Origin of the sequence: Fibrobacter sp. UWOV1, from assembly GCF_900142495.1 — a bacterium.
GTDB lineage: Bacteria > Fibrobacterota > Fibrobacteria > Fibrobacterales > Fibrobacteraceae > Fibrobacter.
On sequence record NZ_FRBA01000001.1, the window covers coordinates 80630 to 96038 of the forward strand.

The 15409-nt window shown below is 51.5% G+C and carries 11 protein-coding genes; 7 read left to right on the plus strand and 4 right to left on the minus strand.

The features are described from left to right. Positions 1-41 precede the first annotated feature (41 nt). From BUC02_RS00400 to BUC02_RS00410, 3 genes are all read left to right on the plus strand, one after another. Positions 42-809, plus strand: a complete 768-nt coding sequence (locus BUC02_RS00400; RefSeq protein WP_249269017.1) for a hypothetical protein — start codon at positions 42-44, stop codon at positions 807-809. Between the two features lie 207 nt (positions 810-1016). Then, positions 1017-2081: a histidine phosphatase family protein gene (locus BUC02_RS00405; protein WP_175549769.1), complete on the plus strand. Its 1065-nt coding sequence runs from the start codon at positions 1017-1019 to the stop codon at positions 2079-2081. Between the two features lie 138 nt (positions 2082-2219). Beyond that, positions 2220-4772, plus strand: coding sequence for a VPS10 domain-containing protein (locus BUC02_RS00410; RefSeq protein ID WP_073317157.1), 2553 nt, complete (start codon positions 2220-2222; stop codon positions 4770-4772). A 96-nt stretch (positions 4773-4868) separates the two neighbouring features. On the opposite strand, the gene BUC02_RS00415 is transcribed toward BUC02_RS00410, so the two are convergent. Continuing rightward, the gene (locus BUC02_RS00415) at positions 4869-5399 is read right to left on the minus strand and encodes a hypothetical protein (RefSeq protein WP_073317160.1); all 531 of its coding nucleotides are present in this window, start codon (positions 5397-5399) and stop codon (positions 4869-4871) included. 144 nt (positions 5400-5543) lie between these two features. Here BUC02_RS00415 and BUC02_RS00420 point away from each other — a divergent pair, with 144 nt between their 5' ends. Next, positions 5544-6803, plus strand: a complete 1260-nt coding sequence (locus BUC02_RS00420) for a sialate O-acetylesterase (RefSeq protein ID WP_073317163.1) — start codon at positions 5544-5546, stop codon at positions 6801-6803. Here the strand turns inward: BUC02_RS00420 and tsaA are convergent. Further along, the gene (tsaA, locus tag BUC02_RS16380) at positions 6781-7626 is read right to left on the minus strand and encodes a tRNA (N6-threonylcarbamoyladenosine(37)-N6)-methyltransferase TrmO (RefSeq protein ID WP_217653052.1); all 846 of its coding nucleotides are present in this window, start codon (positions 7624-7626) and stop codon (positions 6781-6783) included. The genes BUC02_RS00420 and tsaA overlap by 23 nt on opposite strands. 96 nt (positions 7627-7722) lie before the next feature. On the opposite strand from tsaA, the gene BUC02_RS00430 reads away from it, so the two are divergent. The 3 genes from BUC02_RS00430 (at position 7723) to putP (ending at position 11805) form a co-directional block, all read left to right on the plus strand. After that, on the plus strand, positions 7723-8622 hold the full coding sequence (locus tag BUC02_RS00430; RefSeq protein WP_073317166.1) for a PD-(D/E)XK nuclease family transposase: 900 nt from the start codon (positions 7723-7725) through the stop codon (positions 8620-8622). A 105-nt stretch (positions 8623-8727) separates the two neighbouring features. After that, positions 8728-9903: an FISUMP domain-containing protein gene (locus BUC02_RS15595; RefSeq protein ID WP_083564322.1), complete on the plus strand. Its 1176-nt coding sequence runs from the start codon at positions 8728-8730 to the stop codon at positions 9901-9903. A 360-nt stretch (positions 9904-10263) separates the two neighbouring features. Then, positions 10264-11805: a sodium/proline symporter PutP gene (gene putP, locus BUC02_RS00440; protein WP_073317172.1), complete on the plus strand. Its 1542-nt coding sequence runs from the start codon at positions 10264-10266 to the stop codon at positions 11803-11805. A 246-nt stretch (positions 11806-12051) separates the two neighbouring features. Here the strand turns inward: putP and BUC02_RS00445 are convergent, their stop codons facing one another. Together BUC02_RS00445 and gap are read right to left on the minus strand one after the other, a co-directional pair. Continuing rightward, entirely contained in the window at positions 12052-13458 is a 1407-nt protein-coding gene (locus BUC02_RS00445) for a hypothetical protein (RefSeq protein ID WP_254794031.1), read from the minus strand. 548 nt (positions 13459-14006) lie between these two features. Next, positions 14007-15008, minus strand: coding sequence for a type I glyceraldehyde-3-phosphate dehydrogenase (gene gap, locus BUC02_RS00450; RefSeq protein ID WP_073054604.1), 1002 nt, complete (start codon positions 15006-15008; stop codon positions 14007-14009). Between the last annotated feature and the right edge of the window lie 401 nt (positions 15009-15409).

The window sequence follows — 15409 nt, forward strand, 5'->3', positions numbered from 1 at the left end:
AATCAGAAATCCGCATTCCGAATTAAAACGTGCTTGATGTATTGAACCTACATTTCTCCTTTTACGACTGGCTGCTGATTTTCATGGTCACGGCGCTCGGAACCCTAAGCGCCTACTTGAAGGACCCGCAGTTAAAAGCCGTCACGGCGACTATTCCAATACCTTGCGGGTTCGCCTACATCGCTGTCGGACTCCCGATGGGTACGGCGAATGCGATTTCGGGATTCATGTGTTTTCTGTACGTGCATATCGTGCGCATTCTGCATTATAAAGTTAAAGTCCCGATTGTCCCGAGCATTATCGCGGGGCTCGCCTTCTTTGTGGCGCTCGGCACCTTTTTGATGCCGCGCGTTCCCGACACCGAAGCCGCCTTCCTGGGCGCCTGCGCGTTCGATTTTATCGTGGGCGTTATCATATTCCAGAAGCAGAGCTACAAATCGGGCGTGCGCTACAAGACTCCGCTCCCCATTTACATCAAGGCGCCCGCCATCGCAGGCGTCGTAGGCGGACTCATGCTCATCAAGCGCCTGATGGGCGGCTTTTGCACGAGTTTTCCGATGATGAATTCTATCGTGAGCTACGAGAGCCGCTATTCGCTTGGCGACCAGTGCAGGCAACTTCCGCTGTTTTTGATTGCGGGGCCGATCATGTTCATCGAAATGCGCTATATCGAAATCGGTCTCGGACTCAACCACTGGATTGTGCTTTTATGCGGTTATATTCTGTTTGCCGCCATTTACTGGCCGCTGAATAAAGAACTCAAGCGCCGTAACGAGCAGGCGGAGAAAGCGTATAGTAGTAGAGGTTAGTTGGTAGAACTTAGTTGGTAGAGCTTAGAGAGAAGAGAGTGTTCTAAGTTCTAAGTTCTAAGTTCTAAGTTCTAAGTTCTAAGTTCTAAGTTCTAAGTTCTAAGTTCTAAGTTCTAAGTTCTAAGTTCTAAGTTCTAAGTTCTAAGTTCTAAGTTCTAAGTTCTAAAATTTACATTCTGCATAGCATAATTATTGTATATTATGAATATGAAAAAGAAATTTCTACTCGCTTTAGCAACGGCGGCAGCCCTTTCTGCCGTTTCTTTGACAGCCTGTTCTTCGGATTCTTCCAGCTCGCCTGCGACACCCGAGGTTTCCCCGACGGATCCGACTCAGACGACAGATCCGGCCCAAACGCAGACGGATCCGGCCCAGAATCCTTCGGACCCCGCGACCCAACAGAACCCTAGTGACACGACTTCCGCTGTCACGCCTCAGCCCACGGACCCGACCGACACGACTGCTACGCCCGCCGATACGGCCACCCAGCCGCCGGTTGACACTTCCGTGACCCAGCCTGTCGCTTCGGACCCCTGCGAAGGTATTTTACCGCAGCCGAAAGCTTTCCCGATGAACGAATTCGCAGATGTGGGCGAAGTCTACCGGAATATCCAGTGCAACGAAAAAGTCGTGTTCCTCGTGCGTCATGGTGAACGCGAAGCCGGTATCGGTTCCGAATCCCCGCTGACCGAAGACGGCGCACTCGAAGCCCAGGAAATGGGCGCCAAGCTGGTCGGCCCCACGGAGTTCAAGTTTATCCATTCCGGATTCGTACGCACTTACCAGACTGCATTGAACATTGCAATCGGTCGCGGCCAGTCGCAGATGCTGCCGGACTCTTCCGTCGTGAATTTCGCTGCCGACACAATCAAGCAGCTGGCTGACGGCTGGTACTTGAAGGACAAGGAGCTCCGCGATACCGTCATGAAGAGGGATTCTATCAAGAACGTGAATGTCATTTACGCGGCATGGGTCTACGAAGGTCAATACGCCGACGTGTTCTACGACTTGGAAGAACGCAGCATGGAACTTCTGAACACCTACGTGATCAAGGATTATGCGGCCATGCCCAAGTACACGGTGATTGCCTCACATGACCAGGTCTTGATGCCCTTGACCGCATTTGCCACCCAAAAGCAGATCGACCTCAAGCTGCACGAACCGACCTCCCGTAAGTGGCTCAGCTACCTCGCAGGCGTCGCTGTCATTATCAACGACAAGAACGAGGTGCGCTACGTGCCCATCAAGGGCGGCTCTTCGGGCACGATTTAAGGGTTTTAAGGCCCTTGTTGAGAATTCATAAACATATTTATAGATACAAAGCGGCTTTTTTAGTCGCTTTTTCTGTTTTTTAGGTATTTTCTGAAAAACAAGCCCGGATTGTATCCGGAACAATGCAATGGAGATGGCATGTTTGGTAAAATGAAGGTTTTGACAGTCGCTTTGGGCATGGGAATGCTCGCGACCGCGGCAAATGCCGAAAAATACAACTGGGGCAACGTCCGTTTTGACGGCGGCGGATTCGTTTCTGCCGTGATTTTCCACCCCAAGGCCGAAAATCTGTTATACGCCCGCACCGACGTGGGCGGAATTTACCGTTTTGACTTTGAAAAGAAGACCTGGATTCCGTTGATGGACTTCATCTCGGAAAACGACAAGGGCCTTTACGGCACCGAAGCTTTTGCACTCGACCCGAACGACCCCAAGCGCATTTACGTGCTGGCCGGTACAGGTTACTTTAGCAAGGGCCGTACCGCCGTGCTCCGCAGCGAAGATTACGGCACCACTTGGGACACGAGCTACGTGGAAATGCTCGCCCACGGCAACGGCATGGGCCGCCAGACCGGCGAAAAGCTGGCCGTAGACCCGAACAAGGGCAACATCGTTCTTTGCGGCAGCCGCACCAAGGGCGTGTACAAGAGTACCGACTACGGTAAAACCTGGACCAGCCTTTACAAGGTCGCCCTTTCGAGCGCCACCGAATCTAGCCTGAACGGAGTGAACGGCGTGAGCTTCGTGATGTTTGACCCGGCACAGGGTAAGCTCGCTGACGGCAGCACCGCGACAATCTACATAGGCACATCTGAAACCAAGGACAACCTGCAGGTGAGCCACGACGGCGGCGCCACCTGGGAAACCATCAAGGGGGTTCCCACGGGCCTGATGCCCCACCGCGCCAAAATCGTAGACGGAGACATGTACGTGACCTTTGCCGACGGCCCAGGCCCGTACAATATTGCAAGCGGCGGTTTCTATAAGTACAATATTGCAGGTGGCACCTGGACCGACCTCACCCCGAGCGATTCCGTGGAACACCAAGGCAGCACCACCAAGAGCTACGAAAAAGACAAGAGCTCTTACGGCGGCGTGGCAATTGACCCTAAAGACAAGAACCACATCGTGATTTCGACGCTAGGCAAGTACACCGGACGCCACGTCACGATCGACGAAAAAGAAAACTACGGCGACCGCATTTACTCCACCACTGACGGTGGCAAGACCTGGAATCACGGCCAGCATTACAACGATATTCCAAACATTGACGCCAACGGCACCGCCTGGATTCCGGGCAACGCCATCCACTGGGCAGGTTCCTTGGAAATCAACCCGTTCAACAATAAGCAGGCTTGGGTCACCAGCGGTAACGGCATCTTTATGACCGAAGATATTTCGGCCAAGGTTCCCTTGTGGAAGTTCATGTCGAAGGGTATCGAAGAAACGGTTCCGCTCGACATCGTGAGCATTCCGGGTGGACCACTCGTGACTGCCATCGGCGACTACGATGGCGCCGCTTATACCAACATCAACAACAGCACCAAGCGCCATACCCCGATTATCGGCACCACCGAAAGCATGGGTTACGCCCCGCTCACCGGAAGTTTGCTCCGCACCGGCGTGATTACCGTGTACGGCCAGTACGACTCCCAGAATTTTAACGTGATGTACCGTAGTGACGACATGGGCGCCACCTGGGACAGCGTGAAGACTACCCTCAAGGGCCCCAAGGGCCTGGTCGTGCTCTCTGCCGACGGCAAGGTAATGCTGCACCGCCCCGACCAGGGTGCCACCGTTTACCGTTCAGCCGACAATGGCGCCACCTGGACCGCTGTCGAAACCGGTACCCAGACCAACTATTCCCGCATTGTCGCAGACCCCGTGAACCCCGACGTATTCTACGTGATGGGCGGCATGGGCACCCTTTACAAGTCCACCGACGGCGGCAAGACCTTTGCCGAAGCCGCTGCACGCCTGCAGAACGAACAGGAAGGCGTCTACTACAACGGCGGCGGACTCATCCGTACCGTTCCGGGCAGAGAAGGCCACTTGTGGGTCCCCGTGGACCAGTCCCAAGTCTGGCTCCCCAAGGGCTTTAGCGAAAACGGACTTGCCTACACCGAAGATAGCGGCAAGAGCTGGAACCACTGCGAAGGCGCTTCGACCGCAATCGCCGTGGGAATCGGCAAGGCCAAGGAAGGCAGCGATTACGAAACCATCTTTATCTGGGGGGCTGCAAAGTCCGGCGATCCGATCGGCATTTACCGCAGCACCGACAAGTGCAAGACCTTTGAACGCGTAAACGACGACATGCACCAGTTCGGTGGCCCGGGTAACGGCAACTTCGTGCAGGGCGACATGAACACCTTCGGCGTCGTATACATGAGCACCGTCGGCCGCGGCACCATCGTAGGCGCTCCCGAAGGCACGGATTTCATTACCAAGCTGAACCGCGTAAACGTTACGGCCAGCACCTTCATGCAGCTCGAAAAGCGCAACCTGCGTGTAAGCGCCCCCACCGACAGCAAGGTTGAAATCTATGCCGCGAACGGCAAGCTTGCCCTGAGTGCAAGCCTCGAAAACGGAAGCTCAGTCAGCCTAAACAAGCTCCCCGTGGGCAAGTACATGGCTCGCCTGAAAGGGGCAAACGGCAAGGTCCTCAACCAGAAGGTCATTACGCTTCGGTAAAAAGATTCTCCATAAATCCAAATACACACAAAAAATCCTCGGCTTCGGCCGAGGATTTTTTCAATCGATTTTGCAGGCAAAACCCGCAAAAAGGGACTATTGGGCGCTAATGGTATAGACTTCGGTAGAATTGGCCTTGATGCTCGTTTCGTCGGTCGCGTTTTCCATGAGCCAAAGGGAGCCCGGGCCAAAAGTCATCTTGACAGAGGCGGCTTCCACGGTAATAATCGGAGCGACTTCAACACGAGTCTTGAACAAAGCCGTACTCATGGAATGGAGCTTGACAACGTTACCCTCAATCTTCCAATCGCCATAAACCGGATAGTCGAGCGGATTCAAAAGCGGGCTGTTGCCGAGATTGACCGAAGGCAGGTCAAATTCGAACTTGCCGTCGTCGGAAAAAATCAACTTGCCCGGACCCGTGGTATAATCAAAATTAGGGATAATTTCGTTGTTGTTGCTCGCATTGGCAATTCCCACAAAAGACCAAGAACCCACCAAGCATTCTGCCGTCACGCCCTTGGAGCATTCTTCGGCCTTCGAGGGCTTGGGGTCGCTGGAAGAATCACCGCAAGCCGTAAACATGGAAACGGCTAGCGCAAACGGAACCAAATACATCTTTTTCATAGAATTTCCTCGTTTTTCATTGAATATAAGTAATTCTTGTTGTAAAAATCAACAACATATTAAAGTTTACAATTATATTTCCTCCATAATAATGGGTTATTTTTATTTTTAAGGGAAATTATTCCCTGTTGTTTGGAGTATATTATGAAAAAATTTCTGTTAGGAGCAGCCTTCGCAATGGCTCTTTCTCAAGTAAACGCAGCCCCGGACCCGAATTTCCATATTTACTTGGCCTTTGGCCAGTCCAATATGGAAGGCCAGGGCGATATCGGACAACAAGACAAGACGGTTGACGAACGTTTCCAGGTTCTCTGGGCGGCCGACAATGGCTCTTGCTCCGGGAAGACCAAGGGCAAATGGTCTACTGCCGTGCCTCCGCTGGCGCACTGCCAGGGTGCAAAGCTTGGCCCCACGGACTACTTCGGCCGTACCATGGTCGAAAAAACGGATCCCCAGATTAAGGTGGGCGTCATCGTGGTGGCTGTTGCAGGATGCAGCATCAAGCTGTTCGACAAGGACCAATACAAAAGCTACGCCCAGGGCCAGCAGAGCTGGATGACCCAGCGAATCAACACCTATGGTGGAAATCCTTACGGCCGCTTGATTGAAATGGCCAAAAAGGCCCAGGAAGAAGGCGTTATCAAGGGTATCATTTTCCACCAGGGCGAAACGGATGCCGGTGACGGTAGCTGGCCTTCCAAAGTCAAGGGTGTCTACGACAACATCATCAAGGACCTGGGTCTCGGCAATGACATTCCGTTCCTTGCGGGCGAAGTGCTGCGCAGCGGTAGCAGTGCCGGCGCGAACCAAAACATCGCGAAACTCCCGCAGCAGTCCAAGAACTTCTACGTGGTGTCTTCCGAAGGGTTCAACCAGGCTTTGGGCGACGGCCAGAACGTGCACTTCACCTCGCAGGAATACCGCGATTTTGGCAAGCGCTATGCCGAAAAGATGATCGAGGTCCTGGGCGACAAGCTCAAGCCCGCCGCAACCGCCGAATCCAGCAGCAGCGTGGCTGAATCCAGCAGTAGCGAAGTCGCCTCCAGCTCTAGCGAAGCAAAATCCAGCTCCAGCCATAGCCATCACGGAGTTTCTTCTTCGTCAGAGGCAGGCTCTTCGCCGGAATCGTCGTCAGACGCAGGTACGGGCATTGCGCAGGCAAACCACTTTGCGGGCGGGGCGCTTACGGTGAACAAAGCCGGCAATGTGCAGTTGAGCCTTGCCAAGGCAACGCAGCTGACCGTCAAGATTTACTCTAGCCTCGGCAAGGAAGTGCTTGACTTGAGCGGCAACTACACCGGAACCAACACCCTGGTGCTTGCAAACAGACTCCCGGCCGGGCGCTACGTAGTCAGTGCCCAGGGCGAGGGGTTCAAGGCCACTAAGGCTGTAATGGTAAAATAGCGACGACCGTCAGGTGGTCGCCCTGCACTTGAAACTTGATTTCGAAGCCGGCGAACCTGATGCCGTAAATGCGGTCGGCGGACCTTTGGTACGCGGGCCGCGGGTCTTCGGAAAGCAGCTCCACAAGAGCTGCCTTTTTTTCTGCGGGGAATTTTACGCCGGCGGCACCAGATACTTCAGGGATACCGGCGGCATCGGGCGCAAGTTCTGCGCCATCAAGTAACTCCGGCGCTAGATTTTCTGGCGCAAATCCGGTGCAGTCAAAAACCGCTTGCGCCTCGGCGGCAAATTCGACTTCGAGCTTTTTAAAGCGCACCGCCTCGGCAAAACCGCCTGTGGCCTCGGGCACGGAATCCGCATAGGGCAAGTAGGGCTTGATGTCTACGATAGGCGTGCCGTCCATGAGGTCGGCGCCGCTGACCATAATGGAGGGAGCATTCTCCCCCGTCAAGTTGATTTTTTCGATTTTGACGCAGCTCATGGCCAAGGGATTCGGCCTAAAGCTGCTGCGCGTCGCAAACACACCCAGCCGCGTATTGCCACCAAGACGGGGCGGGCGTACCGTCGGCTTCCAAGTGTCGCGCACGTTTTCCGAAAAAATCCACAAGAGCCACAAGTGGCTAAAGCCTTCCAGCCCACGCAAAGCGTCGGCATTTTTGAATTCCGGCTCAAAGACAATCGTCGAACGCAAATTCTTCAAGAGCCCGCTCTGCCGCGGAATCCCGAACTTGTCCGGAAAATCGCTCTTGATGCGGGCAATGACCTTGAATGTTATCTCGTCAAACGATTGCACAGCGAAATAATAGAAAAATTTTACAATCAAAAAAGGTATTCAAACACCTGAAAAAAGCGTGTATATATATGAATAGGGATCCCCTCTGTTCGCTCACGGGAGGCTTTCCCGAAAACAGGAAAATATATGAAAAGAGAAGAATTCGCCAAATTCCTTGGAGAACTCAAGATTGTTAACGATAAAGGACAAGACACCGATGCTTTCATCAAAAAATATGAACATAGGAATGTGTATTTCTACAATGACGGGTGTATCAAGAAGATTCTAGCAAGCGAGAAAAACCTGATTCTCACTACAGATCTCGTAAATGCAGCTCTGAATCTGATTGGGTCCGACCGTATCGAGAACCCCAAGCTTGAAAATCCGTTCATTCCGGGAGAACTCGGGTACCACAATATCGAAACGGACATTATGTTAACGAACGACCGCGGTGAGGGCGTTCCCCGAGACCGTGTTTCCATCGAGGTGCAGCATGTGGGCGGGAACTTATATAAAGGTAGGTTGGTCCTTTATGTGTCGCGTCTTACCAGCAGTATGGTAAAGAAGGGAGAACCCTATCGGTTGGACAACTTGAATGTGGTCAGTTTTCAGTTCTTCGATGCTTTTGCAGATTCACCAAATTACCGCCATACGGTGCAGCTGAAGAATCAAGAACAGCGCGTTTATTTTGACCAGCAGACGATAACCTTGATTGAAGTAGCGAAATTCCTGAAAAAAGCCAAGGATTTTGCAAACGATAACAGCCGCCTTGCACAGTGGCTCCGTGCAATCGACACCCTGAACCGCGAAGCCGATTTTAGCGAATTTGCGAACGATCCCGTGTTCAAAGTATTGCAAAATGAGGTAAAATTGTGTAACTTTAGTTCGAGGTACCTTATGCATGTAGATATGAGTGATTTTGACAGGGCTGTAGCAAAGCGCGAAGAAAAAGAAGAAATTGCGAAGGGTTTGCTGAAAGACGGAGTCCCTATGGAAATTATCGTGCGAAATACAGGTCTTTCAGAAGAAGCTATTCGCAAACTTTAACGAAACCTTATGCAACTCTAGGCGGTCAAACGACCGCCTTTTTCATTGGTTTTATTATATTTCGCCCAAAAGTGTTTGGTGGGATTTCATATCTGGAGGTCTTCTGTGAAGATTTTTACATTGCGTCATTCTTGGCCTGTCATTCTCGAAGCGAAGCGTAGGGAATCCATACTTCTTGCCATGGCTCTTGTCTTTGCTGTGTTTACTGCATGCGACAGCGGTTCCAGCAGTACTGACCCTGACCCGATTGCTGAAGTTTCGTCCTCTAGTGGCGATGATGCAATCTCCTCGAGTTCCGTTACGGACAAAGGAACATCTTCCGGTGGAAGTTCGAAGTCCTCTAGCTCTGAGAAGTCTGGCAATGATTCGCAGAAGAGTTCTAGTTCTGTGAGCGGTAAGAACAGTAGCTCTTCTGAGGATGAGTCGAGTTCTTCTGAAGGTTGCCCATTTAATGGACGAAATGAGGATGGCAGCGCAAATTTAACAGTAAACTGCTGCAATGGCGATACCGCTATAGTCATGAGTGGAAAATATACTCAATACTATACGTGCAGAGATGATTTCTGGCTTAGGGATTCTATTGGTGGACAGGATACTGTAAAGCCCTATATTTCACACCCCAATATGGAAAAACAGTTTGCTTCAAATGTTGATTATGAAACGTTTGTGGATGAACGCGATGGTCAAGAATATAAAGTTGTAACGATTACAATTGACAATGGACTTGCCAAAACGCGTACGTTCTTTGCTGAAAACTTGAATTACGGAAAGCAAATTTTAGCTAATGCTGCAGAATTCAGTGATTCGCTCGTAGAAAAAGTTTGCTATAACGATGATGAGTGGTTCTGTGACAACGGCTTTGGCGGTCTCTATTCATGGAGCGAGGCTATGAATCTCCCTAAAAAATATGATACTATTGCTGTTGAAAAACTTGACACGACATATTTTAATGGGAACCATTATATTCAGGGAATTTGCCCGAAGGGATGGCATATCATGGAAGAAGATGAATGGCGCCTTATTGGAGGTGGGTATAAAATTAATTCGAGAGCTGTATGGGGAGGAAGTGATTACTACGGATTCTCGCTTCTTCCGGCAGGCTATTCATTTCAGGGAAAATTTTATGCATATCCGAAACGTGCTCATATTTGGTTGCCTGAATTAAGTAAAAAACGTGATGACTTGGGAAAAGGCGTAGTGTTATACGATGATGGCATTGATTATGATAAAGGTCTAGAACGGTATGGCTATCAACCTATCCGTTGCACGAAGGACTATTAAACAAATAGTCTTCTAAAATGCCCTGAGCCCGGGGTTTTTAAGGGGCGAAGCGCCCTTAGGCGAGGGGGTGCTGGAAGACCCGGCTATGGATTGCTTCGTCGCTTTGCTCCTCGCAATGACGTGCAAGCCGAAGCGAATGTATTTACCAAGCGAACGAGCCACGGAATTTTCCGTCTGTGAGCAATAAGCCCCAAGCGTTAAGCGAGGGCGATTGCGAGAGAGAGGCTGTAAAGCCGATCGGTCGCTCCTTGAGCGGGTAACAACATCGCGAAGGCCATACGCATAAGCCGGGGCTGCAAGCAGGGGGAGCCCTCCCCCCTTTTTTTCTATCTTTAAAAGCATACATAAAGGAGACGACAAATGGTCTTAACCGTTTTCATTTTATACCTGCTGATGATGCTTGGCATCGGCTTTTACTTCTCCAAGAAGGCGAACAGCCTGAATGCCTACTACCTGGGCAACCGCGGCATGAACAAGTGGGTCGTGGCGATGTCCGCACAGGCCTCCGACATGAGCGGCTGGCTTTTGATGGGCCTCCCGGGCGCTATCTTCGTGAGCGGGTTTTCCGAAGCGTGGATCGGTATCGGTCTCGTGATCGGCACGTACCTCAACTGGAAAATCGTGGGCCGCAGGCTCCGCAAGTACAGCCACTTCTGCGGCGACTCCATCACGCTCCCCGACTTCTTTGCGAACCGTTTCCGCGACAACAAGGGAATCATCCGCGTCATCGCCTCCATCTTCATTCTCGCGTTCTTCCTGTTCTACACGGTTTCGGGCTTTGTGGCTAGCGCGAAGCTCTTCGGCACCATCTTCGGCATGGACTACACCACGGGCCTTATCATCGGTGCGGTCGTCGTGGTGAGTTACACCTTCATGGGCGGCTTCTTCGCCGTGTGCTGGACCGACTTTATCCAGGCGACCATGATGCTTATCGCCGTCATCGCCATCCCCTCGATTATCATGGCCGGTTCGGGCGGTTTTGCTGCGACCATGGACGCCGTGAACGCGCAGAACCCCTACCTGTTGAGCCTGTTCACCAACGCCACCACCGGCAAGTCCATCGGTCTTATCGCCTTGATTTCTAGCCTCGCCTGGGGCCTCGGCTACTTCGGCATGCCGCATATTCTGGTGCGTTTCATGAGCATCAAGAACGCCGAAGACATCAAGTTCTCCCGCCGCGTCGCCATGATCTGGGTCACCATCTGCCTCGGTGCCGCCATCATGATTGCCATCCTCGGACGCTACTACGTAGAAGCGAACAGCATTACCGTCGCCGACCCGGAACGCATCTTCATGGTTCTCTGCCAGACGCTCTGCCACCCGGCTGTCGCCGCCATCCTCATGGCCGCTATCCTTGCCGCCATCATGAGTACCGCCGACTCGCAGCTGCTGGTTTCGGCTTCGGCCTTCAGTAACGACCTTTACAAGCACCTGTTCCGCAAGAACGCGAGCAACAAGGAAGTCATGTGGGTCAGCCGCGGCGTGGTCGTGGTGATTACGCTGATTGCCGTGATTGTCGCCATGCAGGGGGCGCCCAGCGCCGACGGCGCTAAACAGGGCAAGAGCTTCCTGGATGTCGTGATGAGTCTCGTGAGCTTTGCCTGGGGCGGCTTCGGCGCCACCTTCGGCCCGATTATGCTCCTTGCCCTGTTCTGGAAGCGTACCACGCTTCCGGGCGCCATCGCGGGCATGCTCGTGGGCGGCATCACCACCTTCGTGTGGAAGTTCTACCTCTCCGGCTTCTCCGCCGAAATCTTCCAGATCTACGAACTCGTGCCCGGCTTCGTCTTGAGCTTTGCGACCATCGTAATCGTAAGCCTCTGCACCAAGGCCCCCAGCAAAGAAATCATCGAAGAATTTGAACAAGTTGATAAAACAAGATTAAGTGATATGAAACTTTAATTCAGGAGGACAAATGCGTAAGGCGAGAGTCGCAGCCATGCTTGCATGGATATGACCGAGCCTAGCATTTGGTACTTGAGCGAAGCGAAAGTACAATTTGATGCGGTGGAAAACACGCGCCTCTCCGATATGAAGCTGTAATCTAGAACGGGCTTTCGCCCAACAGACGAAATTACAAAAGAGGCCCGCAAATGCGGGCCTTCATTTTATTATCCAGGGATTCACCCTAAATCACTTGTCGTATTCTTAATCGTCGTATTCCGGCGCTTCGAACGAAGTCGGAATGCGCGGCGTACCCTTATCATGATGAACGAACGAGAATCCGCTAATCTTGCCCGTTTCACGGTCAACCGTTCCGGTCTGCAACTGGCCATACATGCTTGTCGTACTGCCCGGATTCAATAACATATTGAAGTCCATCACCATATAGTAGCCGTAAACTTCCCAGGTACCCGACTTAAACTCGACTTGCTTAGTCCCTTCGAACGCTTCCAGTTTCGAGGTTCCGTCGGCTTTCAACGTAAATGTCCAATCGACACCGTCTCTAGTCGCCACCCATTCGCCGACAAAATCTTTGGCATCTTCGTAAGCGTACTCGACATCTTCAACTGTACAATTCAACTTTTCTCCATTGTACGCCGTAATCGCATCGTCGGTGCCCACGGAATAGGTGAACATCGTACGCGAAGACCCCACATAGTAGAGCGGGATCATCAACAGCGTGCTGCGCTGGATATCATAGCGACCGGCATTCCAGTTCACTACTTGGCCATCGATCGACGTTTCATAAATATACGAACTGTCGAAGAACTTGAAGGTCCTCGTAGAATCGCCATCGGCACATTCATAGATTTTCTTCTGAATCGCCTCAGCCTTGGAGACCTTGCTCTTCTGGACAGCGACGCTAGCCTTAATCGCTTCGCTGTAATCGCCACCGTCTACAGAGTACAGAATTTTGTCGTCTTCATCGGCATTGTCGGCTTCTTTGACGACAAACGAAATCTTGAAGCCGGCTTCCATTTTTCCTATAATCTTTTTGACGGCATCGGTTTCACTATACTGCAAGCCGGCTTTGTCTTTTTTAAAGCTCACCACGCCACCTGCAAAATCCGTATAGGTGACCACCCACAATTCGTCCGGAATGCGGAGGGCCAGAACGCCCTGCTTGCTGCCGGTCGACAGGTAGACCGTCTGGTCAAACAGCTTGAGTTCGTAGTTCTTCTGTAAATCGGTGAGTTTCGCAGCGCGAGCCCCTTCCGGAGTTACTACAGAAGAAGACGAAACTTCAGTGGATGAAGATTCCGGCGTTTCGCTAGACGAGGACTTCGGGGATTCGCTCGAAGAAGACTTGTCTTTACTTACGCTAGAAGACGACTTGGAATCTTCCTTAGCTGAAGACGAAGACTTATCGGACGATTTTTCCGAAGAAGAAGACTTCTCCGAAGACTTTTCACTGGACGAGGACTTGTCGCCCTTCTTGGAGGACGAAGACTTGGCATCGCCTTTTTCGGAAGAAGAAGAGTCATCGCCTTCTTCCATGGAGGAAGAGGATTCTTCGGTAGAAGGGTCCGCCGAAGTAGAAGAGGAATCGTCGCCGCAAGCAGCAAACATAAACGCCGACGAAATCAAAAGAGCTAAAAATTTATTTTTCATGCCACAAATATAGTTTATATAAAATGCATAATCCATCGATTTCTGCACAACAACAAGTGTATTTTTGATCTGTACAGGCTAAATGATGGTACATTTAGCATTTCGCCTGTACAAAATCCATTTCACAGGTATTTTTTGGAGGTTTTTCCTGAGCAGTACAGGCTTTTTTATGCGTTACATGCTTTTTAGCCTGTACAAGAATGCCGTTTTCCCTCTATTTTACATTAATTTATCCAAAAAGTACAGGCTAATTTGTAGAGTCAACGTCATTTAACCCGTACGGCAGCGAAAAAGCGAGTCCTTTTCGCATTAATTTATTCAAAAAAGACAAGAAAGTACAGGCCAACCAACAAAGTCTGCGTCATTTAGCCTGCACCACAACGAATCCTCGGCGTATTTACGGCACTTTTTAGAAAAAAATCCCTCGCCGGGGTCCGTCAGGACAAAAAAAAAGAAACCCCGCCGCTTGGGCAGGGTTCCTAAAAGGTTTCTTAGCGGAAGTGCGGAAAACTAAGTGGCGTCCGCACGACTAACGCTATCTAGAAATCTTACTTGGCGATCACGCGGGCCATTTCGCAAACCTTGTTGCTGTAGCCCCATTCGTTATCGTACCAGGACACAACCTTAACGAAGGTCGGGTCGAGCTGGATACCGGCCTTGGCGTCGAAGATGGAGGTCTTCGGGCAGTTGCGGAAGTCGGTAGAAACAACGGCTTCGTCGGTGTAACCGAGGATGCCCTTGAGTTCGCCTTCAGAAGCTTCCTTCATGGCGGCGCAGATTTCTTCGTAAGTGCAAGCCTTCTTGAGTTCGACAGTCAGGTCAACAACGGACACGTCGGAAGTCGGCACGCGCATAGACATACCGGTGAGCTTGCCGTTGAGCTGCGGGAGAACCTTACCCACGGCCTTAGCAGCACCCGTAGAAGACGGGATGATGTTTTCGAGAATGCCACGGCCACCGCGCCAGTCCTTCTTGGACGGGCCGTCAACGGTCTTCTGAGTAGCAGTTGCAGCGTGAACGGTGGTCATAAGGCCACGGACGATGCCGAACTTTTCATCGAGAACCTTGGAGATCGGGGCAAGGCAGTTGGTGGTGCAGGAAGCGTTGGAGATGATCTTCTGACCAGCGTAGGTCTTGTGGTTAACACCATAGACGAACATCGGAGTTGCATCCTTGGACGGAGCAGACATGATGACCTTCTTGGCACCAGCCTTGAGGTGAGCAGAAGCGAGTTCTTCGGTCAGGAAGAAGCCGGTGGATTCCACAACGACGTCAACATCGAGGGCACCCCAAGTGATTGCGGACGGATCCTTTTCGGCGAAGATCTGAATCTTGTTGCCATCGACGATGAGGAAGTTGCCTTCCACCTTGATGTCGTGGTTGAAAGCGCCGTGGACGGAGTCATACTTCAGCATGTAAGCGAGGTAGTCAGCGTCGAGAAGGTCGTTGATACCGACAACCTTGATGTCGTTAGAGAAGTTTTCCACAGCAGCGCGGAACACCATACGGCCGATACGACCGAAACCATTGATACCGAGTTTGAGAGCCATTATTGGATCCTTTTGTTTTATTGTGAAATTGCTACCCACCATAGGGTGGTGCGTTCTTGGGCGGAAAGATACAAAAATTTACCTAAACGGACTAGGGTTTTTGTAAAAAAACTTGCTCTTTCAAACCTATCCCGACCGGCATAGGTGGTTCGTGAGCCATAAACGACTTGTATTAACGAGTCGTGTTGGCGAAAGCGAGGCGATATCGTAGGTTCTTATGGAAAATAGAGCCGAGCGGTCTGTAAAGGGGGAAGTTTCCCCCTACTTGCAGCCTTGCCCCAGTGTCATCCTAGGCCCTTCGATAAACTCAGGGTAAACTCCGTCGAAGGATCTAGGGCAAGTCTTCCGTCACCCCCACGCTGATGTGACCCCCGAAAGTTGGACACAACTTTCGAGGAATT

Coding starts and splice junctions, on each gene's coding strand:
- gap (WP_073054604.1), bottom strand. CDS start 15,008: ATGGCTCTCAAACTCGGTATCAATGGTTTCGGTCGTATCGGCCGTATG.
- BUC02_RS00415 (WP_073317160.1), bottom strand. CDS start 5,399: ATGAAAAAGATGTATTTGGTTCCGTTTGCGCTAGCCGTTTCCATGTTT.
- BUC02_RS00405 (WP_175549769.1), top strand. CDS start 1,017: ATGAAAAAGAAATTTCTACTCGCTTTAGCAACGGCGGCAGCCCTTTCT.
- BUC02_RS00430 (WP_073317166.1), top strand. CDS start 7,723: ATGAAAAGAGAAGAATTCGCCAAATTCCTTGGAGAACTCAAGATTGTT.
- putP (WP_073317172.1), top strand. CDS start 10,264: ATGGTCTTAACCGTTTTCATTTTATACCTGCTGATGATGCTTGGCATC.
- BUC02_RS00410 (WP_073317157.1), top strand. CDS start 2,220: ATGTTTGGTAAAATGAAGGTTTTGACAGTCGCTTTGGGCATGGGAATG.
- BUC02_RS00420 (WP_073317163.1), top strand. CDS start 5,544: ATGAAAAAATTTCTGTTAGGAGCAGCCTTCGCAATGGCTCTTTCTCAA.
- BUC02_RS00445 (WP_254794031.1), bottom strand. CDS start 13,458: ATGAAAAATAAATTTTTAGCTCTTTTGATTTCGTCGGCGTTTATGTTT.